Genomic DNA, 18634 nt, shown 5'->3' with positions numbered 1-18634 from the left:
GCTGTCAGCGGGGTGTCGTCAGCGGTCGCGGGCCAGCCGCGGGTCGAGCAGGTCGCGCAGGCCATCGCCCAGCAGGTTGAGGCCCAGCACGCTGAGCGCGATCGCCGCGCCGGGGTAGACGGCGAGCATCGGCGCCTGGAAGAGCTGGGTCTGCGCCTCATTCAGCATGCGGCCCCAGCTGGGCTGCGGAGGCTGCGTGCCCAGGCCCAGGTAGCTCAGCGCCGCCTCGGCCAGGATGGCGATGGCGAACTGGATCGTCGCCTGCACGATCAGCACGGCGGCGATGTTGGGCAGCACGTGGTCGAGCGTGATGCGCCAGCCGCCCTTGCCGGCCATGCGGGCGGCGAGCACGTAGTCGCGCGTCCAGACGCCGCGCGCCGCGCCGCGCGTGATGCGCGCGAACACCGGGATGTTGAACAGGCCGATCGCGACGATGCTGGTCAACAGCCCGGGGCCGTAGATCGCCGTCAGCATGATGGCCGAGAGCAGCGCCGGGAACGCGAAGCTGAAGTCGGCGAACCGCATCACCACGTCGTCGATCCACCCCGGCCGCGCCGCGGCCAAGGCCCCCAGCGCGCCGCCGACCAGCAGGCCGATGCCCACCGCGACGACGCCGACGACGATGCTGTTCTGCGCGCCGACCCAGAGCTGCGAGGCGATGTCGCGGCCCAGGCTGTCGGTGCCCAGCCAATGCGCGGCGCTGGGCGGCGCGAGCTTGTTGGGGATGTCGATCTCGGCCGGCGGATAGGGCGACCACGCCAGCGACAGCAGCGCGCAGGCGGCCAGCAGCAGCACGAGCAGGCCGCCGGCGACGAAGCTGGGGTGGCGCATCGCGCGGTTCATGCACGCACCCTCAGCCGGGGATCGACGAGGGCGTACAGCAGGTCGACGGCGAAGTTCACCAGCACCACCGCGGCCGCCAGCAGCATCACCACGTCGCGCACCAGCGGCAGGTCCCGGTTGGCGATGGCCTGGAACACCAGGCGACCGATGCCCGGCAGCACGAAGACGTTCTCGACCACGATGGTGCCGGTCAGCAGGTTCGCGAACTGCAGACCCATCACGGTCAGCACGGGGATCATCGCGTTGCGCAGCACGTGCCGCCAGAGCACCGCCCGCCGCGACAGGCCCTTGGCGCGCGCGGTGCGCACGAAGTCCTCGTGCATCGCCTCGAGCACCGCGGAGCGGGTGACGCGCGCCAGGATCGCCGCCTGCACCGCGGCCAGTGCGACGGCGGGCAGCAGCAGCGCCGCGAGGCCCGCCCGCAGGCCGCCGCCGTCGGCTTCGCGCCATCCGGGAAAGCCTCCAGCCCCCACCCACTGCAGCTTCACGGCGAAGAGCAGGATCAGCAGGATCGCGAGCCAGAAATTGGGGATCGACAGGCCGATCTGGCTGACGGCCATCATGCCGATGTCGCCCGCCCGCCGATGCCGGGATGCGGCGTACACGCCCATCGCCAGCGCGGCGGCGGTGAGCGCCATCGCGATCACGGCGAGCGGCAGGCTCACCGCCAGCCGCTCGGCGATCAGTTCGGAAGACGGCGTGTCGTAGAAGTGGCTGATGCCGGTGCGGCCTTGCAGCAGGCCGAGCACCCAATCGGCATAGCGCGCGGCGGGGGGCCGGTCGAGACCGAGCCGGGCCTCCAGCGCCGCCACCGCCTCGGGGGTGGCCGTGGCGCCGAGCATGAGCTGGGCGGCGTTGCCAGGCAGCAGTTCGAGCACCGCGAAGACCGCCAGCGACGCCAACCCCAGCGTCAGCGCCAGCACGGCCAGGCGCCGGACGAGGAACAGCGTCACGCGCGTGGCCCGCCGGCCAACGGGCGGGAACTCTGCGGACAGCGGGGCGATCGGGACAGGCAACTCATGGGCTGCCGGCGATGATGCCCGAAAGCAGGGGTGCCGCGACGCATGGGCGCGGCGTGGGCCGGCCGCGGCGATGCGATGGTCAGGACGACGATCGCACCGGCCCGCGCCGGCCAGGCGCGATCAACGCTCGATGTGGCGGTCGGCCGCGGCGAACAGGTCGGCCGCGAAGCCCGGGTCCTGGCGGGCGACGCCACGGGCATAGCGGCGGACTTCCTCGGCCTCGACGGCGAGGACCTCGGCCTGCTTCGCGGCGCGGCGGCGCGCGGCGATGTTGGCGAAGGTGTTGAAGATCAGCGCGACCAGCTTGGCGCCGCGGGGGGCCGGCTGGTGACGGGGAACAAAGACGGTAGCGGACGTGCTCATGATGAAATCCTGTGTCGCCACGAAGGCGGTGGGCGGAAAAGGGGGCTCGGGTCGGTCAGCCAGCGCGATGCTTGCGGGCGTACGAGGCGAGTTCGGGAAACTGGCTGGCGTGCAGCGCGGCGAACTGGGCCAGTTCGCGTTCGGCACGGCGCTGCCCAGCAGATTCAAGCGCTTGCCAGACGCCAGCACCGGCTTTGCGCAGCCATGCACCGAACGGTGCCTTGGCCGGGACGGCGGGCTTGACGGACAGGGTGGCAGTGGTGTGGGACATAGCGGCTCCTTGGCTGATGTCTATGTGGATGCTACGTAGTATCGGGTTTACCCTAGCAACTTTAAAGTGAATTCACCGCACATGAGATATCGATGGCATTCATGACATGAACGCCGCCCTCAATTTCCGCCACCTCGACCTGAACCTGCTTCGGGTGTTCGACGCCGTCATGAACGAGCGCAACCTGACGCGGGCGGCCCACAACCTCGCGCTGTCGCAATCGGCCGTGAGCCATGCGCTGAAGCGCCTGCGCACCCTGGTCGGCGACGAGCTGCTGACACGCACCGCCTTCGGCGTGGTGCCCACGCCCAAGGCGGAGGCGTTGTGGCCGAGCGTGCGCACGGCGCTGGCCCAGCTGGAGCGGGCCATCGCGCCGAGCAGCTTCGATCCGCGCACGGACGCCGCGAATTTCCTGCTGATGATGGCCGACGCCACGGCGGTGATCCTGCTGCCGGGCATGGTGTCTCGGCTGGAAAAGCTGCAGGCCCTGGCCAACCTGCAGGTGCTGCCGCTCACCACGCGCGACCCGCGTAAGTTGCTCGAAAACAACGAAGCCGACGTCGCGATCGGCTACTTCCCGACGGCGGTGATGGCGATCCTGCGGCAGGGGCTGGATTCAGCGATCCGCCGCGAGCGCCTGTACGAGAGCGAATACCAGTGCGTGATGCGCGTGGGCCACCCGCTGGCCGATGGCGAGCTGACGCTCGACGGCTTCTGCGCCGCGCAGCACCTGTCGGTGAGCCTGTCGGGGCGGGCGCACGGCACGATCGATGCCGCGCTGGCCGCGCTCGGCCGGCAGCGCCGGGTGGCGTTGACGGTCAACCAGTTTTTCACCGCCGGCCAGGTCGTGGCCGACTCGGACCTGCTGACGGTGTTGCCGACCTCCTTCATGCGCGCAACCGGCCACCAGGAGCGCTTGGTGACCCGGCCGCTGCCGGCCGAGCTGGCCATGGGCGGCGTGCACGTCGAAATGCTGTGGCATTCCCGCCACGATGAGCAGCCGGGCCACCGCTGGCTGCGCGGACTGGTGATGGAAGCCTGCGGGCGCGGCCCGTCGGACGGTTCAGGCCGCTGAGGGGCCGCCCCGCCAGACCATCGCCTCGACCTTGTGGCCGTCGAGATCGCGCACGAAGCAGCCGTAGTACGGCTCGCCATAGTGGGGCCGGGGGCCGGGAGGCCCGTCGCCGCGGCCGCCGGCGGCCAGGGCGGCGGCATAAAACGCATCCACCTCGGCCTCGCTGCCCGCAAGGAATCCCACGTGCGTGCCGTTCCCGGTGGCCGCGGGCTGGCCGTCGATCGGCGTCTGCAGCCAGAACTCGGGAAAGGTGCGGCCATAGGCCACCGCCCCGGGATGCGCCATCACGCGGCCGATGCCGAGCGCGCCCAGCACGCGGTCGTAGAACGCGGCCGCTTCGTCGAACCGGTTGGTGCCCAGCGACACATGCGACAGGATGCTCTCGCTCATCGTCCGCTCCCGTGGAGGTGCCGTCGTCAGGCCATGACGGCCGCCATCGCGCTGGCGACGGCGTCGACGTTGCGGGTGGACAGCCCGGCCACGCAGATGCGGCCCGAGCGCACCAGGTACACCGCATGCTCCTCGCGCAGCCGGTCGACCTGCTCGGCCGACAGGCCGGTGTAGCTGAACATGCCGCGCTGGGTCAGGAAGTAGTCGAAGTTGCGGCCCGGCAGCTTGGCCGACAGCACCGCATGCAGGCCCTTGCGCATCGCGAGGATGCGCTCGCGCATCGCGGCCACGTCGGCCTCCCAGTCGGCCCGCAGCTTCGGGTCGGTCAGCACGCGTGCGACCACGGCCCCCGGGTGCAGCGGCGGGCTCGAGTAGTTGCGGCGCACGGTGGCCTTCATCTGGCCCAGCACCAGCTGGGCCTCGGCCGCGTCTTCGCACACCACGCTCAAGGCGCCAGCGCGTTCACCGTAGAGGCTCATGCTCTTCGAGAACGAGTTGGCGACGAAGAACGACAGCCCCGCGCTGGCCAGCGCGCGCACCGCGAAAGCGTCCTCGGCGATGCCGTCGCCATAGCCCTGGTAGGCGATGTCGAGGTAGGGCAGCAGGCCGCCGGCCTTCAGCACCGGGATCAGCTCTTCCCACTGCGCCCGGGTGAGGTCGACGCCCGTCGGGTTGTGGCAGCAGGCGTGCAGCAGCACGATGCTGCCGCGCGGCAGGCCGCGCAGCGTGTCGAGCATGGCGCCGAACTTCACGCCGCCGGTGGCCGGGTCGTAGTACGGGTAGGTGTTCACCGTCAGGCCGCAGCCTTCGAACATCGCGCGGTGGTTGTCCCAGGTGGGATCGCTCACCCACACCTGCACGCCGGGCAGCCAGCGCTTGATGAAGTCGCCGCCGACCTTCAGGCCTCCGCTGGAGCCCACGGTCTGCAGCGTGGCGATGCGGCCGCTGGTCACGGCCTCGTGATCCGCCCCAAACAGCAGCTGCTGCACGGCGGTGCGGCAGGCCGCCAGCCCCTCCATCGGCAGGTACGACTTGGCTCCGCTCTCGGCCAGCAGTTGCGCTTCGGCCTCCTTCACGCAGCCCAGCACCGGGATGCGGCCGGCGTCGTCGAAGTAGATGCCGATCGACAGGTTGGCCTTGTGGGACCGCGGATCGCTCTGGAAAGCCTCGTTCAGGCTGAGGATCGGGTCGCCGGCGTAGGGTTCGATGTGTCGGAACATGGGGTTCTCCAAGAGGCTGGCGATTATCCGAGCGCCGCCTCGATGTCTTTCTTCAACGCGTCCGGGGCGTCGGTGGGCGCGTAGCGGCGGATCACCTGGCCGTCCCGGCCCACCAGGAACTTGGTGAAGTTCCACTTGATCGCCTTGGTACCCAGGATGCCCGGCGCCTCGGCGGTAAGCCAGCGATACAGCGGGTGCGCGCCGCCGCCGTTGACCTCGATCTTGGCCATCATCGGGAAGTCGACGCCATAGTTCGTGCTGCAGAAGGAGGCGATCTCGCCGTTGCTGCCGGGATCCTGGCCGCCGAACTCGTTGCTCGGGAAGCCGAGCACCACCAGGCCCCGCGGGCCGTACGCTTGCCACAGGGCCTGCAGCCCGGCGAATTGCGGCGTGAAGCCGCATCGGCTGGCGGTGTTGACGATCAGCAGCACCTGGCCGCGGTAGGCGTCGAGCGCGACGGGCTGGCCATCGATGGCTTCCGCCTGGAAATCGAAGGCGCTGGGGTTCGTCATGGAGGGCTCCTGGGCTGGCGCGGGCCTGCGATCCTAATCGCGTGCAGCGCCCAACCGGTGCGCTCGGCGCGCCCCGACGGAGCCCGCCCGCTCACCCCGCTGCGCCGCGATCCTTCGTCGAGAGCAGCGCCGCTGCCACGATCAGCGCGCCGCCGAGCACCAGCCGTGCATCGAGCACCCCGGCGCCGAGGGCCGCGGCGGAGGCGGCGGCGAAGACCACCTCCACCAGCATGACGACCGCCGTCACGCTCGCACGCAGCCGCGCCGCACCGTACTGCAAGGCGAGGTTCGCGCAAACGAAGAGGCCCGCCATCGCGACGACGCCGGCCGTCCAGCCAGCCGCCGGGGCAGGGGGGGTCCGGACGTCGCCCGCCAGGGTGAGCAGCCCCGCGGCGACGGCCGCCACCAGCGCGCCGCCGAGGAACATCGCCGTGGCGCGTGCGGCGTCCGGCCGGTGCGCCTCGTGCCGAAGCCAGACGTTGTTGAGGGCGAACGTGAAACCGCCCACCACCCCCAGCACCTCTGCCAGCGTGCGCGGCCAGGGCCAGCCCCCGCCGGCCGGCCACAGCACGACCGCCGCCCCCGCCAAGGCCAGGCCGATGCGCAGCAGCGCCAGCGCCGACAGCCGCTCGCCCAGCAGCAGCCGCGCCAGCAGCAGCGCCCACAGGGGCATCAGGTAGAACAACAGCACGACGCGCACGACGTCGCCGACCGTCACGCCCCAGTTGAACGCGGCATTGGTGGTGCCCGACGCCAGCACCAGGACCCACAGCGAGGGCGTGCGCAGCAGCGTGGTCCAGACGCCGCGGCGCCACAGCGTCAGCACCGCCAGCACGAGGGTGTAGATGGTGGCGGTCGCCCACAGCGGGTGCAGGCCGGCCGCCTCGAACTGGCGGAACGGCCACCACGACACGCCCCAGACGAAGGCGTTGAAGGTCAGGGCCAACACCGGCGCTGCCGGGCCGGCAGCGCGGGCGGCCGGTGTCACGAGTGGTCGCTGCGGGCGATGGCGAGCAGGCGCTCGACCTCGTCGCGGTGGTGGACGAGGTTGCGGCGATGCCAGCGGCGGATGATCTCCATCGTGCACATCACGACCAGGCCGAAGGCTGCGATGGCACCGAAGGCCGACAGGCCGAACTTCGTCATCCCCGTGTAGAACGCACCCAGGCCGAGGATGCAGGCCTGCTCGTTGAAGTTCTGCACGGCGATCGACCGGCCCGCCCCCATCAGGTTGTGCCCGCGGTGCTGCAGCAGCGCGTTCATCGGCACCACCAGGTAGCCCCCCAACGCGCCCAGCACCACGAGGAAGGGCACGGCCAGCCACACATGCCCGACGAAGTTGAGGCAGATGATCAGCACGCCCATGGCGATGCCGAGCGGGATCACGCTGGTCGCGCGGTCGAGCCGCATGACCACGGAGGCGACCACCGCGCCGACCGCCGTGCCGATCGCCACCACCCCGCCCAGCGTGGAGGCCTGCGTGGTGCTGTAGCCCAGCGCCGCGGCGGCCCAGGCGAAGACGATGACACGCAAGTTGCCGCCGACGCCCCAGAACATCGTGGTCGTGGCCAGCGAGATCTGGCCGAGCTTGTCGGACCACAGCCTGGCGTTGCAGTGCGAGAAATCGCGCACGAGCCCGACGGGGCCGTGGGCGATCGGCTGCAGCGGCGCGTCGGTACGGGGGATGAAGAGGTTGAAGATGGCCGCGATCACGTACAGCAGGATCATCGACGCGATGGCTGCCTCGGCGGCCGTGTCGATCCCGGTGTCGACGCCCGGCAGATCGAAGCCGAGCAGCATCGCCGAGACATGGGGCCCGACGAGCTGCCCGCCGAGCACGATGCCCAGGATGACGGAGGCGATGGTCAGGCCCTCGATCCAGCCATTGGCCTTGACCAGCTGCGAAGGCGGCAGCAGCTCGGTCAGGATCCCGTACTTGGCGGGCGAATAGGCGGCGGCGCCGAGGCCGACGATGGCGTATGCCAGCAGCGGATGGCCGCCGAACAGCATGAACAGGCAGCCCAGGACCTTGATCGCGTTCGAGAAGAACATGACCTTGCCCTTGGGGACGGCATCCGCGAACGCCCCCACGAACGGCGCAAGCACCACGTAGAAGAGCGCGAACATCGGCGTCAACGCCGGCACCTGCCAGGGCGGCGCACCGGTCGACTTGAGCAACTCGATCGCCGCCACCAGCAAGGCGTTGTCTGCCAGCGAGCTGAAGAACTGCGCTGACATGATGGTGTAGAAGCCTTTTTTCATTCGCGACGCTGGTGTCGCCCGACTCGTCGACAGGCTTCCAAAGAGGTCTCCACTCAAGGCGCCGGGTTTATAGCACGCGGCTTTTGCCACATGACGAAGGCAGAATCCCCACATGCCCCGCCCGATCCAGGCCTTGATCCATACCGAAGCCCTTGCTCACAACCTGCGCCGCGCCCGCCAAGCGGCGCCCGATGCCCGCGTGTGGGCGGTGGTCAAGGCCAATGCCTACGGGCACGGGATCGAGCGAGCCTTCGCAGGACTGCGGGGCGCCGACGGTTTTGCGCTGCTCGACCTGGCGGAGGCCGAACGGGTCCGCGGCCTGGGCTGGCGCGGACCGGTCCTCCTGCTCGAAGGGGTGTTCGAGCCGCGGGATCTGGAGTTGTGCTCTCGTCTGGATCTTTGGCATGGGGTGCACTGCGTGGAGCAGATTGACTGGCTGGCTGCACACAAGACTCACAAACCGCACCGTGTGTTCCTCAAAATGAACACCGGCATGAATCGCCTGGGTTTTCGCGCCGACGCGTTCCGCACGGCCTGGGCGCGGTTGAACGCCCTGCCGCAGGTCGACGAGATCTCGCTGATGACGCACTTCTCGGACGCCGACGGCGAACGGGGCATCGCGCACCAGGTGGCGGCGTTCGAGGCCGCGACACGGGATCTGCCGGGCGAGCGCAGCCTGGCCAACAGCGCGGCCGTGCTGCGCTACGGGAGAGACCCGGCCGTGCGCGCCGACTGGGTGCGCCCCGGCATCCTGGCCTATGGCAGCAGCCCCGACTTCCCGGCGCACGACGCCGCCCACTGGCACCTGCAGCCCACGATGTCGCTGCGCTCGCGGCTGATCGCGGTGCAGGCGCTCGCGGCGGGCGAGCACGTCGGCTACGGCAGCCGTTTCACCGCCGAGGCCCCGATGCGCGTCGGTGTGGTGGCGTGCGGCTACGCCGACGGCTATCCGCGCGTCTGCGACACCGGCACGCCGGTCCTGGTGGATGGCATCCGCACGCGCACGCTGGGGCGCGTGTCGATGGACATGCTCGCGGTCGACCTGGGGCCCGTGCCTCACGCCGGCGTCGGCTCCGAGGTCACGTTGTGGGGCCGCGCCGGCAATGGCGCGGTGCTGCCGATCGACGAGGTGGCCCGGGCCGGCGGGACGCTGGGCTACGAGCTGATGTGTGCACTGGCGCCACGGGTGCCGGTAGAAGTCGCGGACTGAAGCGCCCCGACGACGGGGTTCTCGGCGCCACCGCACCGCCCCTGCTAACGTCCGCGGCCTTCCACCCTTCTTCAGGAGCAGCCCATGGGCATCATCGGAACCATCGTCGTCGGCCTCATCGTGGGCGCGCTTGCGCGGCTCGTGATGCCGGGCGACCAGAAACTGGGCTGGATCCTCACCTGCGTGCTCGGCATCGCCGGCTCGTTCCTTGCTGGCTTCGTCGGACAATCGATGGGCTGGTACCAGGCCGGCCAGGGTGCCGGCTGGATCGCGTCGGTGCTGGGCGCGGTGGTCCTGCTGTTCGTCGTCGAGAAAATCCGTTCCAAGTAAACCGTTCCCAGGAGTACCCCCATGGACCTGCCGGCCCACCAGCTGACGATGACGGTGCTGATGACCCCCGACACCGCCAACTTCGCAGGCAACGTGCATGGGGGCACCATCCTCAAGCTGCTCGACCAAGTGGCCTACGCCTGCGCGAGCCGCTATGCGACGCGCTACGTGGTGACGCTGAGCGTCGACCAGGTCACCTTCCGGCAGCCGATCCACGTCGGCGAGCTGGTCACCTTCCTGGCCAGCGTCAACTACACCGGCACCTCGTCGATGGAGATCGGCATCAAGGTGATCGCCGAGGACATCCGCACGCAGGTCGTGCGGCACGTCAACAGCTGCTTCTTCACGATGGTGGCGGTCGACGACGACCGCAAGCCCGTGCCGGTGGCGCCGCTGCGGCCGTTCACCCCGGACGAGAAGCGCCGCCATGCCGCGGCGCTGGTACGGCGGCAGTTGCGCCAGGAGATGGAGCAGCGGCAACGCGACGTGCTCGCGGCCCCCGCCCCCGTGGCGCCGGCCACAACCCCCTATTGACGCGCAGAGGCCCGTCGCCATGAAACCGGCGGCCACCGTCGCGCCGCACGAAGTCACCTGGACGGCCATCCGCGCGCAGGGCGCGGGCGGGCAGAACGTCAACAAGGTGTCGAACGCGGTGCACCTGCGCTTCGAGGTGCGCGGGTCCTCGTTGCCCGACGACATCAAGCACCGCCTGCTGGCACTGCGCGACACGCGCATCACCCGCGACGGCGTGGTCGTCATCAAGGCGCAGGCGCACCGCAGCCTCGAGATGAACCGGGCGGACGCGATGGCCCGGCTGCAAGCGCTGGTCGACAGCGTGGCGGACCTCCCGCGGGTGCGCCGTGCGACGCGGCCCACCCGCGGCTCGCAGCTCCGGCGCCTGGACAGCAAGCGCCTGCACAGCCAGGTCAAGGCCGGCCGGCGCGCGATGGACTGAACAGGCGCCGCCGCCGGGCGAGGTCTGTCAGGCCGCGCGCTTGAAAGTCGCCAGCAGCGCCGCCGCGGCCATGAACAGCGCGCCGAACGTGCGGTTCATCCATCCCACCTGCTTCGGCGAACGCAGCATGCCCAGCACACGTGCAGCCACCGCCATGTAGCCGGCCATGACGATCATCTCGCTCACGCACAGCGTGGCGGTGATGGCGAGGTACTGCAACGGCAGGGGCCGCGCCAGATCCAGGAACTGCGGCACCACCGCCAGCATGAAGACGGTGCCCTTGGGGTTCAGCGCGTTGATCATCCAGCCGCGCATCAGCAGGCCACGCGCGCCGGGCCCGGCGCGCGTGGCCGCCTCGTCCAGGGCCTTGGCCGGCGCACGCCACTGCTGCCATCCCAGCCACGCCAGGTAGCCCACCCCCAGCCATTTGACGACCTGGAAAGCCAGGCTCGACGCGATGATCAGCGCGCCCAGGCCCAGCGCGACGATCGCCATCTGGGTGGTGATGCCGAGCGCCAACCCCGGCAGCAATCTCCAGCCGCGGGCCAACCCGACTTGCGAGCCGGTGCTCATCGCGGCGATCGCCGCGGTCCCGGGCGACAGGCTGATGGCGAACGCAGCCGCCACGAAAGTGAGCCAGACAGAGAGTTCCATGAGTGGGAATGTGCCCCGTGAGCAGGGCCCACAGTGTGCCCGACCCCGACAATCGGGCGCATGGCCAAGGACAAGTCGATCTACACCTGCCGCGACTGCGGCGGCACCAGCCCCAAGTGGCTGGGCAAGTGCCCCCACTGCGGCGCCTGGAACACCCTGGAGGAATCCATCGCCGAGGCGACGCCGGCCGGAAAGAACCGCTTCCAGGCCCTGGCGCGCAGCCAGCCCGTGGCCACGCTGGCCGACATCGACGCGGCGGACGTGGCCCGCACGCCCACCGGGCAGGAAGAACTTGACCGCGTACTGGGCGGGGGCATCGTCGCGGGCGGCGTGGTGCTGATCGGCGGCGACCCCGGCATCGGCAAGAGCACGCTGCTGCTGCAGGCGGTGGATGCGCTGTCTGCGCAGATGAAGGTGCTCTACGTCACCGGCGAGGAAAGCGGGGCGCAGATCGCGCTGCGCGCCCGCCGGCTGGGGCTCGAAGGAAAACAGGTGCGCGTGCTGGCCGAAATCCAGCTCGAACGCATCCTTGCCACGATCGAGGCCGAGCAGCCGGCCTTCTGCGTGATCGACTCGATCCAGACGCTGTACTCGGAACAACTCAGTTCAGCGCCCGGCTCGGTGGCGCAGGTGCGCGAATGCGCGGCGCAGCTCACCCGCACCGCGAAGATGGGCGGCTGCACGATGGTGCTGGTCGGCCACGTCACCAAGGAGGGCGCGCTGGCCGGCCCACGCGTGCTAGAGCACATCGTCGACACGGTGCTGTATTTCGAAGGCGACACACATTCCAGCTTCCGGCTGGTGCGTGCCATCAAGAACCGTTTTGGTGCGGTCAACGAGATCGGCGTTTTTGCCATGACGGAGCGGGGACTCAAGGGCGTGACGAACCCCAGCGCCATCTTCCTCTCCACGCATGGTGATCCGGTGCCGGGCGCCTGCGTGCTGGTCACGCTGGAAGGCACGCGGCCGATGCTGGTGGAGATTCAGGCCCTGGTCGACAGCGGGGGGCCGAGCCCGCGAAGGCTATCGGTCGGCCTGGATCGCGATCGGCTCGCGATGCTGCTGGCGGTGCTCCATCGCCATGCAGGCGTGGCATGTGCCGATCAGGACGTGTTCGTCAACGCCGTGGGCGGGGTGCGCATCAGCGAGCCGGCTGCGGACCTGGCGGTGCTGCTCGCGATCCAGGGCAGCCTGCGCGGCAAGCCCTTGCCGCGTGGTTTCATCGCTTTCGGCGAAGTCGGCCTGGCAGGCGAAGTGCGGCCTGCGCCGCGTGGACAGGAACGGCTGAGGGAGGCGGCCAAGCTCGGCTTCAGCGTGGCCGTCGTGCCCAAGGCCAACCTGCCGAAGAAGGCCATCGAAGGGCTGCAGATCCATGCCGTCGAGCGCATCGAGCAGGCCATCGACACCGTGCGCCAACTGACGTGAACGTGAAAAAGCCCGCCGGAGCGGGCTTTGACGGTGATGCGGACCGAGTCGCGCTCAGGCTTGGCGACGGCGGGCGACCATGCCCAATGCAGCCAGCCCCAGCGCCATCAGCGCATAGGTTCCGGGTTCCGGCACGGCGCTGACGCCATACACCTGCAGCTCAGCCAGACCGACGCCGCTGCAGCCGAAGCAGGAGTTGGCCGTCACACGGACGTAGCGGCCGAGGACGGTGCTGGCGGGATCGATGCTCAGCGCGGTCTGGTCGAGCCATTGCGCGTTCGTGAAGCTGGTGGAGGCGACATCGGTGAAGGCCGTGCCGTCCGCGGAGACCGACAGCGTGAAGCCCTGGATGCCACGGTCTTGCCAGTCGCGGTTGTGCGTGTTGAACAGCGAGAAGCTGTCGATCGAGAACTGCCCGCCCAGATCGACCTGCACCCATTCGCCGGCCACACCACCTTCACCGGAGAGCCAGTAGCCGAAGGGGCTGTCGGAATCGATGATGTTGCCGTCGACCACGTTGCCGGACACGAACCGGTCGTCATAGATCGAAGAGGACGACGTGGCCTTACCAAGGGCAACGTTGGTGGCGGCGTTTGCACTGCCCACCGCGACGATCGCGACGCCCGCGAGCAGCAAATGGCGAATCTTCATGAGACCTCTCCTGATTGGTTTCGCGATGTTACGGGCAAGCTGCCCCGGTCCGGCCCCCTGTGCAGGGGGCCGGACGTTGTTTCCAGCACTACAATCTGCGACTTGTGACAGTTCTCAGTTCCTTTCCGGCGCCCCGCCTCCGGAGTGCAGCGCCATGAACTCCTGGCTTGGATGGGCCCTCGCGGCCCTTGCCATGGTGGTCGGATACGTTTCCTACGGCTGGCAGGGTGTGATCCTTGGCGTGACCGTGGTGTCGTTCTGGCTCGTGCTGCAGTTCAGCCGCGCCATGCGGGTCATGCGCACGGCGGCGCAGTCGCCGGTGGGTCATGTCAAAAGCGCGTTGATGATGAGCACGAAGCTGCGGGCGGGCATGCGCATGCTCGACGTGGTGACGATGACACGGAGTCTGGGACAGCAACTGAGCGAGGCCCCGGAGATCTGGCGCTGGACGGATGCCGGCGGAGATGCCGTGGACCTCAGCTTCGATCAAGGCCGCCTCCGGCAGTGGACACTGCAACGACCCGGTGCCGGCGGCACGGGCGACGCCGCCCCCTAAAATCACCGGCTTTGCGGCATGCAGGCGCATGACGCGTATTGCGAAAAGGTGATCCCATGTCCTCCATGCACGACCGCGACGGCAAGATCTGGATCGACGGCGAACTCGTTGAATGGCGCGATGCCAAGGTCCATGTCCTGAGCCACACCCTGCACTACGGCTGCGGTGCATTCGAGGGCGTGCGGGCCTACAACACCGCGGGCGGCACGGCCATCTTCCGCCTGCGCGAGCACACCGAGCGCCTGTTCAACAGCGCCAAGATCCTGCGGATGAAGATCCCCTACAGCTTCGAGCAAGTGTGCGAGGCGCAAAAGGAAGTCGTGCGCGTCAACAAGCTCGAGAGCTGCTACCTGCGCCCGCTGACCTGGATCGGCTCCGAGAAGCTGGGCGTCAGCCCCAAGGGCAACACCATCCACCTGATGGTGGCGGCCTGGCCCTGGGGCGCCTACCTGGGCGAGGAAGGCCTGAAGCGCGGCATCCGCGTGAAGACCAGCAGCTATACGCGCCACCACGTCAACATCACGATGACGCAGGCCAAGGCGGTGAGCAACTACAGCAACTCGATCCTCGCCAACATGGAAGCGACGGAAGACGGCTACGACGAGGCGCTGCTGCTCGACGCGTCGGGCTTCGTCAGCGAAGGCGCGGGCGAGAACGTCTTCATCGTGAAGAACAACGTGCTGTATACGCCCGACCTCTCGGCCGGCGCACTCAACGGCATCACGCGCAACACCATCTTCGCGATCTGCCAGGACCTGGGCCTGAAGCTCGTCGAAAAGCGCATCACACGCGACGAGGTCTATATCGCCGACGAGGCCTTCTTCACCGGCACCGCCGCCGAAGTGACGCCGATCCGCGAGCTCGACCGCATCGAGATCGGCATCGGCTCGCGCGGCCCGGTCACCGAGAAGATCCAGTCGGCGTTCTTCGACATCGTCAACGGCCGCAACCCGAAGTACGCCGAATGGCTGACCAAGGTCTGACAGGAGCCACAACGTGACCGACACCGCCACCGCCGTGGAAGTAACCGCCCAGGACGTGCACGGCCCGGGCGTGGTCTTCTGCCCCAACCCGAAGATGACGCTGTGGAGCGGCCATCCCCGCGTCTTCATCGACGTCGCCACCACCGGGGAGGGCAAGTGTCCGTACTGCGGCACCCTTTACAAGCTCGCACCGGGCACGGTGCTCCACGGGCACTGAGCGAGCCCTTCGCCGTCGCCAGGTCCTTCCGCCATTGCCATGCCGCGCCAAGACCAGTTCGTCCTCACCCTCTCCTGCCGCGACACGAAGGGCATCGTCCATGCCGTGTCGGGCCTGCTCTACCAGGCCGGCTGCAACATCATCGATTCCCAGCAGTTCGGTGACCTGACCGGCGAGGACGCCACGGGGCTGTTCTTCATGCGCGTGCACTTCGAGGCGCCGCCGCAGCTGTCCGACGTGGCCACGCTGGACCGCATGCTCCAGCATGTGCGTGTCCAGTTCGGCATGGATGCCCGGCTCCATGCACTCGGGCAGCGCCCGCGGGTGTTGCTGATGGTGAGCAAGCAGGGGCATTGCCTGAACGACCTGCTCTTCCGATGGAAGAGCGGCCAGCTCGACGTCGACATTCCCGCGATCGTCTCCAACCACCCCGATTTCGCCGATCTGGCGGCGAGCTACGGGGTGCCGTTCCACCACCTGCCACTGCCGGCCGGCAGCGATGCGGCCGACAAGCGCCGCCAGGAACAGCAGGTGGAGGCGCTGATCGACCGGGAGCAGATCGACCTCGTCGTGCTCGCACGCTATATGCAGATCCTCAGCCCGGAGTTCTGCCAGGTCCTGGCCGGCCGCGCGATCAACATCCACCACAGCTTCCTGCCGAGCTTCAAGGGCGCCAAACCCTACGCACAGGCGCATGCGCGCGGCGTCAAGCTCATCGGTGCCACGGCCCACTACGTGACGGCGGACCTGGACGAGGGCCCGATCATCGAGCAGGACGTGGAGCGGGTCGACCACTCGCTGTCAGCCGACGACCTCACCGCGGTCGGCCGCGACGTCGAATGCGTGGTGCTGGCCCGGGCGGTGCGGTGGCACATCGAGCGGCGCGTGCTGCCCAACGGCCACAAGACCGTGGTCTTCCGCTGACCCTGCGGCATGGCCATCCCCAAGACGCCCCCCGCGGTGCTGCTGGCATCTGCCGACGACACCGAGGCCCAGTTCTACGAGGCGCTGCAGCAGGGCGACCTCGAACGCCTGATGGCCGTGTGGTCGGATGACGACGAGATCGTCTGCGTGCACCCCAGCGGGGCCCGGGCGATGGGCACGGCGGCGATCCGCGCCTCGTTCGAATCGATCTTCGGCAACGGCGCGGTAGCGGTGCAACCCGTGCGGGTGCGCCGCATCCAGGCTGGCGAATGCGCGGTGCACAGCGTGATGGAGCGCGTGGACATCGTCACCGCCGAAGGCATACAGACCGCGTGGGCCATCGCCACCAACGTCTACCTGAAGACCGCGCTGGGCTGGCGGCTTGCCGCCCACCACGCGAGCCCGGGCCTGCCGCACGACATGCCGGAACTGGGCGACAACCCCGCCACGATCCACTGACCGCCGGGCGCATCGCGCGGCCGCTCCGCATGCAGGACTACCGTGCCCCGCCGTGGCTGCTTGGCGGCAACGCGCAGACCATCGTGGCCGCGCTCGTCGGCCGGCGCTACGAAGGGGCCCCCCCGGACTACCTCCGCGAACGATGGACCACGCCCGACGGCGACTTCATCGACGTGGACTTCCAGCCCGCAGCCGATCCGCAGGCCGGCTGGCTCGTGCTGTTCCACGGGCTGGAAGGCACTTCGCGCAGCCATTACGCCGAGGCCTTCGCGCACGTGGCGCGGCAGGCCGGCCTGTCGTTCGCCGTGCCTCATTTCCGCGGCTGCTCCGGCGAGATCAACCTCGCGCCCCGTGCGTACCACTCGGGCGACCACGAGGAGATCGGCTGGATACTGCAGCGCATGCGCGAGCGCGCGGGCCAGCGGTTGCTGGCGGTCGGTGTGTCGCTGGGCGGCAACGCGCTGCTTCGGTGGGCGGAGGAAGCCGGCAGCAGCGCGGCCGGTACCGTGCGGGCAGTTGCCGCGGTGTCGGCGCCGCTCGACCTGGCCGCCGGCGGCCACGCGATCGGCCGCGGTTTCAATCGCCTCGTCTACACGCGGATGTTCCTGCAGACGATGAAGCCCAAGGCGCTGTCCAAGCTGCGCCAGTACCCCGGGCTCTTCGACCGCGAGCGGCTGCTCGCGGCGGCCGACCTCTACGCCTTCGACGACGCCTTCACCGCACCGGTGCACGGCTTCCGCGGCGTGGAGGACTACTGGCGCCGCGCCTCCGCGAAGCCGCACCTCGCGTGCATCCAGGTCCCGGCGCTGGTCGTCAATGCCCTCAACGACCCGTTCGTTCCTGCCGCCAGCCTGCCGCGAGCGCATGAAGTAGGCCGTGAGGTCACGTTGTGGCAGCCGGCGCACGGCGGCCACGTCGGCTTTCCGGGAGGCGGGCTGCGCAGCCATGTGATGGCCCTTCCGCAAGCAGTGCTGCGGTGGCTGCTCGATCGGCGCTGAGGCACCATCGGCACATGGACGACATCGTCAGGCAGGCCTTGCAGAAGTGGCCGAACGTTCCGCATTGCCACGGCTGGCTGGGCCTCGATGCTCGCGGCGACTGGTACCTGCGCGACGAGTCCGTGCAGGCCGCCGGGCCGTTCCCGCTGCCCAAGGGCAGCCGCATCGAGCACGAGAAGCTCCTCGCCTTCATCGGCCGCAACTACGAGCATGACGGTGACGGCTGCTGGTTCTTCCAGAATGGCCCGCAGCGGGTCTATGTCGAGTTGGAAGCGGCGCCGTGGGTCTGGCGCGTCGATGCAGCGGGTGGGCTGCACAGCCACACCGGTCGCCCGGCATCGTTCCGTAGCGCGTGGCTCGACGAGTCCGGCCGCCTCTTCGTCGATACCGACATCGGCTTCGGCCTCGTGCACACGCTCGACATGGAAACGGCCTCGAACCAGGTCGCCACGGGCGCCTGGCGCGTCGACGACCTGCCGTGGACCGACATGCAGCAGCGCTTCGGTTTCACTGCGAGCCCGCTGCGCAACAAACAAAAGGGCTGACCGTCCGTCGACAGGTCAGCCCCTTGCGCCTTGCGCGCGGCATACGCCGCGGGATAGAGCGCCTTGCTTCTACTTGGCGGGCGCCGAAGCGGCATCGGCGTCGGAAGCCGCCGCACCGCCGGCCGCGGCCGCCATCTTCGGTTCAGGCAGATTGCCACCCGCGTGGTTGGCCATGTAGACCACCGCGCGGCCGATCTCGAAATCGGTGAAGTCACCGCCGCCTTGCGGGCCCATGTTGCCTTTGCCTTCGACAGCCGCCTTCAGCAGCGCCGCATAGCCCGCGGCAATGCGCGCGCTCCATGCGCCCGCGTCACCGAACTTCGGCGCACCGGCCGCGCCCGTGCCATGGCAGGCCGCGCACTGTGCGGTGTAGACCTGCTCACCGGTCTTCATTGCGGCGACGTCGGTGAGATCCCTGATCTCGATCGTGCCCACCGGCTGGATGCGGCGCGCGACGGCTTCCGCCGCCAGGACATCCGTGCCGGCGCCCGGCTTGTTGAAGCCCGTCACGTAGGTCACGAGCAGCACGATCGCGACGATGGGAATGACGAAGGCAAAGACCACGGCCCAGACCAATTGCTTGGGTGTCTTGATGGGGCCTTCGTGCGGCATGTCGTGCGGGTCGTTGATGACGGGCTTGTGTGCGTCGCTCATGCAGTCCTCGGTAGCGGCAGCGGATCGAGTGCGTGCCGGGCACGCAGAACCCAGGGATTATAAGGGTCAGCATCGCAGCGGCCGAACGTGGGGTTCGTGCACGCGCCATGAGCAG

Annotated in this window: 25 protein-coding genes; 13 read left to right on the top strand and 12 right to left on the bottom strand. The window is 69.2% G+C overall.

Going from position 1 to position 18634, the window contains the following annotated elements:
* Nucleotides 1-18: 18 nt before the first annotated feature.
* From V4F39_RS24770 to V4F39_RS24755, 4 genes are all read right to left on the bottom strand, one after another.
* Entirely contained in the window at nucleotides 19-843 is an 825-nt protein-coding gene (locus V4F39_RS24770; RefSeq protein ID WP_332292834.1) for an ABC transporter permease, read from the bottom strand.
* Nucleotides 840-1796, bottom strand: coding sequence for an ABC transporter permease (locus V4F39_RS24765; protein WP_332292833.1), 957 nt, complete (start codon nucleotides 1794-1796; stop codon nucleotides 840-842). The genes V4F39_RS24770 and V4F39_RS24765 overlap by 4 nt, the downstream gene beginning before the upstream one ends.
* Nucleotides 1797-1985: 189 nt before the next feature.
* A complete protein-coding gene (locus V4F39_RS24760; RefSeq protein ID WP_332292832.1) occupies nucleotides 1986-2228 on the bottom strand; it encodes a hypothetical protein in 243 nt (80 codons plus the stop codon).
* A 55-nt stretch (nucleotides 2229-2283) separates the two neighbouring features.
* Complete coding sequence (locus tag V4F39_RS24755; protein WP_332292830.1) at nucleotides 2284-2499, bottom strand: hypothetical protein; 216 nt, start codon at nucleotides 2497-2499, stop codon at nucleotides 2284-2286.
* 106 nt (nucleotides 2500-2605) lie between these two features.
* Between V4F39_RS24755 and V4F39_RS24750 the strand changes: the two genes are divergently transcribed.
* The gene (locus V4F39_RS24750; RefSeq protein ID WP_332292829.1) at nucleotides 2606-3574 is read left to right on the top strand and encodes a LysR family transcriptional regulator; all 969 of its coding nucleotides are present in this window, start codon (nucleotides 2606-2608) and stop codon (nucleotides 3572-3574) included.
* Here the strand turns inward: V4F39_RS24750 and V4F39_RS24745 are convergent.
* From V4F39_RS24745 to lplT, 5 genes are all read right to left on the bottom strand, one after another.
* The gene (locus V4F39_RS24745) at nucleotides 3563-3964 is read right to left on the bottom strand and encodes a VOC family protein (RefSeq protein WP_332292828.1); all 402 of its coding nucleotides are present in this window, start codon (nucleotides 3962-3964) and stop codon (nucleotides 3563-3565) included. The two genes, V4F39_RS24750 and V4F39_RS24745, sit on opposite strands and share 12 nt — an antisense overlap.
* A 26-nt stretch (nucleotides 3965-3990) precedes the next feature.
* On the bottom strand, nucleotides 3991-5184 hold the full coding sequence (locus V4F39_RS24740) for an amino acid aminotransferase (RefSeq protein WP_332292826.1): 1194 nt from the start codon (nucleotides 5182-5184) through the stop codon (nucleotides 3991-3993).
* Between the two features lie 23 nt (nucleotides 5185-5207).
* Complete coding sequence (locus V4F39_RS24735; protein WP_332292825.1) at nucleotides 5208-5696, bottom strand: glutathione peroxidase; 489 nt, start codon at nucleotides 5694-5696, stop codon at nucleotides 5208-5210.
* Nucleotides 5697-5787: 91 nt separating this feature from the next.
* Entirely contained in the window at nucleotides 5788-6684 is an 897-nt protein-coding gene (locus tag V4F39_RS24730) for a DMT family transporter (protein ID WP_332292823.1), read from the bottom strand.
* Nucleotides 6681-7958: a lysophospholipid transporter LplT gene (gene lplT, locus V4F39_RS24725; RefSeq protein WP_332292822.1), complete on the bottom strand. Its 1278-nt coding sequence runs from the start codon at nucleotides 7956-7958 to the stop codon at nucleotides 6681-6683. The genes V4F39_RS24730 and lplT overlap by 4 nt, the downstream gene beginning before the upstream one ends.
* A gap of 112 nt (nucleotides 7959-8070) precedes the next feature.
* On the opposite strand from lplT, the gene alr reads away from it, so the two are divergent.
* From alr to arfB, 4 genes are all read left to right on the top strand, one after another.
* Entirely contained in the window at nucleotides 8071-9168 is a 1098-nt protein-coding gene (gene alr / locus V4F39_RS24720; protein ID WP_332292821.1) for an alanine racemase, read from the top strand.
* Between the two features lie 84 nt (nucleotides 9169-9252).
* A complete protein-coding gene (locus tag V4F39_RS24715; protein WP_332292820.1) occupies nucleotides 9253-9498 on the top strand; it encodes a GlsB/YeaQ/YmgE family stress response membrane protein in 246 nt (81 codons plus the stop codon).
* Nucleotides 9499-9519: 21 nt separating this feature from the next.
* Nucleotides 9520-10032, top strand: coding sequence for an acyl-CoA thioesterase (locus V4F39_RS24710; protein ID WP_332292819.1), 513 nt, complete (start codon nucleotides 9520-9522; stop codon nucleotides 10030-10032).
* 19 nt (nucleotides 10033-10051) lie between these two features.
* Nucleotides 10052-10453 (top strand): alternative ribosome rescue aminoacyl-tRNA hydrolase ArfB, encoded by a 402-nt coding sequence (gene arfB, locus V4F39_RS24705; RefSeq protein ID WP_332292818.1) that lies wholly within the window; start codon nucleotides 10052-10054, stop codon nucleotides 10451-10453.
* Nucleotides 10454-10480: 27 nt separating this feature from the next.
* Here arfB and V4F39_RS24700 read toward each other — a convergent pair whose 3' ends face one another.
* Entirely contained in the window at nucleotides 10481-11107 is a 627-nt protein-coding gene (locus V4F39_RS24700) for a LysE family transporter (protein WP_332292817.1), read from the bottom strand.
* A gap of 60 nt (nucleotides 11108-11167) precedes the next feature.
* Between V4F39_RS24700 and radA the strand changes: the two genes are divergently transcribed.
* The gene (gene radA / locus V4F39_RS24695; RefSeq protein ID WP_332292816.1) at nucleotides 11168-12532 is read left to right on the top strand and encodes a DNA repair protein RadA; all 1365 of its coding nucleotides are present in this window, start codon (nucleotides 11168-11170) and stop codon (nucleotides 12530-12532) included.
* Nucleotides 12533-12586: 54 nt separating this feature from the next.
* Here the strand turns inward: radA and V4F39_RS24690 are convergent, their stop codons facing one another.
* The gene (locus V4F39_RS24690) at nucleotides 12587-13183 is read right to left on the bottom strand and encodes a discoidin domain-containing protein (protein ID WP_332292815.1); all 597 of its coding nucleotides are present in this window, start codon (nucleotides 13181-13183) and stop codon (nucleotides 12587-12589) included.
* A gap of 154 nt (nucleotides 13184-13337) precedes the next feature.
* On the opposite strand from V4F39_RS24690, the gene V4F39_RS24685 reads away from it, so the two are divergent.
* The 7 genes from V4F39_RS24685 to V4F39_RS24655 are packed head-to-tail and all read left to right on the top strand — an operon-like array spanning nucleotide 13338 to nucleotide 17865.
* On the top strand, nucleotides 13338-13739 hold the full coding sequence (locus V4F39_RS24685) for a hypothetical protein (protein ID WP_332292814.1): 402 nt from the start codon (nucleotides 13338-13340) through the stop codon (nucleotides 13737-13739).
* Between the two features lie 56 nt (nucleotides 13740-13795).
* Complete coding sequence (locus V4F39_RS24680; RefSeq protein ID WP_332292813.1) at nucleotides 13796-14722, top strand: branched-chain amino acid transaminase; 927 nt, start codon at nucleotides 13796-13798, stop codon at nucleotides 14720-14722.
* Between the two features lie 13 nt (nucleotides 14723-14735).
* Nucleotides 14736-14939 carry a zinc-finger domain-containing protein gene (locus tag V4F39_RS24675; protein WP_332292811.1) on the top strand — a complete coding sequence of 68 codons (204 nt, stop codon included), beginning with the start codon at nucleotides 14736-14738 and terminating at the stop codon, nucleotides 14937-14939.
* 39 nt (nucleotides 14940-14978) lie between these two features.
* Nucleotides 14979-15863: a formyltetrahydrofolate deformylase gene (purU, locus tag V4F39_RS24670; protein WP_332292810.1), complete on the top strand. Its 885-nt coding sequence runs from the start codon at nucleotides 14979-14981 to the stop codon at nucleotides 15861-15863.
* Between the two features lie 9 nt (nucleotides 15864-15872).
* Entirely contained in the window at nucleotides 15873-16322 is a 450-nt protein-coding gene (locus V4F39_RS24665) for a YybH family protein (protein WP_332292809.1), read from the top strand.
* A gap of 29 nt (nucleotides 16323-16351) precedes the next feature.
* Nucleotides 16352-17320 carry a YheT family hydrolase gene (locus tag V4F39_RS24660; RefSeq protein ID WP_332292808.1) on the top strand — a complete coding sequence of 323 codons (969 nt, stop codon included), beginning with the start codon at nucleotides 16352-16354 and terminating at the stop codon, nucleotides 17318-17320.
* Nucleotides 17321-17334: 14 nt separating this feature from the next.
* Nucleotides 17335-17865, top strand: coding sequence for a DUF2946 family protein (locus V4F39_RS24655; protein WP_332292807.1), 531 nt, complete (start codon nucleotides 17335-17337; stop codon nucleotides 17863-17865).
* A gap of 69 nt (nucleotides 17866-17934) precedes the next feature.
* On the opposite strand, the gene V4F39_RS24650 is transcribed toward V4F39_RS24655, so the two are convergent.
* The gene (locus tag V4F39_RS24650; protein WP_332292806.1) at nucleotides 17935-18519 is read right to left on the bottom strand and encodes a c-type cytochrome; all 585 of its coding nucleotides are present in this window, start codon (nucleotides 18517-18519) and stop codon (nucleotides 17935-17937) included.
* Between the last annotated feature and the right edge of the window lie 115 nt (nucleotides 18520-18634).

The sequence above is a fragment of the Aquincola agrisoli genome (assembly GCF_036621135.1).
Taxonomy (GTDB): Bacteria; Pseudomonadota; Gammaproteobacteria; order Burkholderiales; family Burkholderiaceae_C; genus Aquincola; species Aquincola agrisoli.
This window is presented reverse-complemented; position numbering and strand designations above follow the sequence as displayed.

What these genes read in the sequence shown, in the direction of transcription:
- V4F39_RS24770 (WP_332292834.1), bottom strand. Translation starts at nt 843, where the DNA reads ATGAACCGCGCGATGCGCCACCCCAGCTTCGTCGCCGGCGGCCTGCTC.
- V4F39_RS24760 (WP_332292832.1), bottom strand. Translation starts at nt 2,228, where the DNA reads ATGAGCACGTCCGCTACCGTCTTTGTTCCCCGTCACCAGCCGGCCCCC.
- V4F39_RS24755 (WP_332292830.1), bottom strand. Translation starts at nt 2,499, where the DNA reads ATGTCCCACACCACTGCCACCCTGTCCGTCAAGCCCGCCGTCCCGGCC.
- V4F39_RS24750 (WP_332292829.1), top strand. Translation starts at nt 2,606, where the DNA reads ATGAACGCCGCCCTCAATTTCCGCCACCTCGACCTGAACCTGCTTCGG.
- V4F39_RS24745 (WP_332292828.1), bottom strand. Translation starts at nt 3,964, where the DNA reads ATGAGCGAGAGCATCCTGTCGCATGTGTCGCTGGGCACCAACCGGTTC.
- V4F39_RS24740 (WP_332292826.1), bottom strand. Translation starts at nt 5,184, where the DNA reads ATGTTCCGACACATCGAACCCTACGCCGGCGACCCGATCCTCAGCCTG.
- V4F39_RS24735 (WP_332292825.1), bottom strand. Translation starts at nt 5,696, where the DNA reads ATGACGAACCCCAGCGCCTTCGATTTCCAGGCGGAAGCCATCGATGGC.
- lplT (WP_332292822.1), bottom strand. Translation starts at nt 7,958, where the DNA reads ATGAAAAAAGGCTTCTACACCATCATGTCAGCGCAGTTCTTCAGCTCG.
- alr (WP_332292821.1), top strand. Translation starts at nt 8,071, where the DNA reads ATGCCCCGCCCGATCCAGGCCTTGATCCATACCGAAGCCCTTGCTCAC.
- V4F39_RS24715 (WP_332292820.1), top strand. Translation starts at nt 9,253, where the DNA reads ATGGGCATCATCGGAACCATCGTCGTCGGCCTCATCGTGGGCGCGCTT.
- V4F39_RS24710 (WP_332292819.1), top strand. Translation starts at nt 9,520, where the DNA reads ATGGACCTGCCGGCCCACCAGCTGACGATGACGGTGCTGATGACCCCC.
- arfB (WP_332292818.1), top strand. Translation starts at nt 10,052, where the DNA reads ATGAAACCGGCGGCCACCGTCGCGCCGCACGAAGTCACCTGGACGGCC.
- V4F39_RS24700 (WP_332292817.1), bottom strand. Translation starts at nt 11,107, where the DNA reads ATGGAACTCTCTGTCTGGCTCACTTTCGTGGCGGCTGCGTTCGCCATC.
- radA (WP_332292816.1), top strand. Translation starts at nt 11,168, where the DNA reads ATGGCCAAGGACAAGTCGATCTACACCTGCCGCGACTGCGGCGGCACC.
- V4F39_RS24690 (WP_332292815.1), bottom strand. Translation starts at nt 13,183, where the DNA reads ATGAAGATTCGCCATTTGCTGCTCGCGGGCGTCGCGATCGTCGCGGTG.
- V4F39_RS24685 (WP_332292814.1), top strand. Translation starts at nt 13,338, where the DNA reads ATGAACTCCTGGCTTGGATGGGCCCTCGCGGCCCTTGCCATGGTGGTC.
- V4F39_RS24680 (WP_332292813.1), top strand. Translation starts at nt 13,796, where the DNA reads ATGTCCTCCATGCACGACCGCGACGGCAAGATCTGGATCGACGGCGAA.
- purU (WP_332292810.1), top strand. Translation starts at nt 14,979, where the DNA reads ATGCCGCGCCAAGACCAGTTCGTCCTCACCCTCTCCTGCCGCGACACG.
- V4F39_RS24665 (WP_332292809.1), top strand. Translation starts at nt 15,873, where the DNA reads ATGGCCATCCCCAAGACGCCCCCCGCGGTGCTGCTGGCATCTGCCGAC.
- V4F39_RS24660 (WP_332292808.1), top strand. Translation starts at nt 16,352, where the DNA reads ATGCAGGACTACCGTGCCCCGCCGTGGCTGCTTGGCGGCAACGCGCAG.
- V4F39_RS24655 (WP_332292807.1), top strand. Translation starts at nt 17,335, where the DNA reads ATGGACGACATCGTCAGGCAGGCCTTGCAGAAGTGGCCGAACGTTCCG.
- V4F39_RS24650 (WP_332292806.1), bottom strand. Translation starts at nt 18,519, where the DNA reads ATGAGCGACGCACACAAGCCCGTCATCAACGACCCGCACGACATGCCG.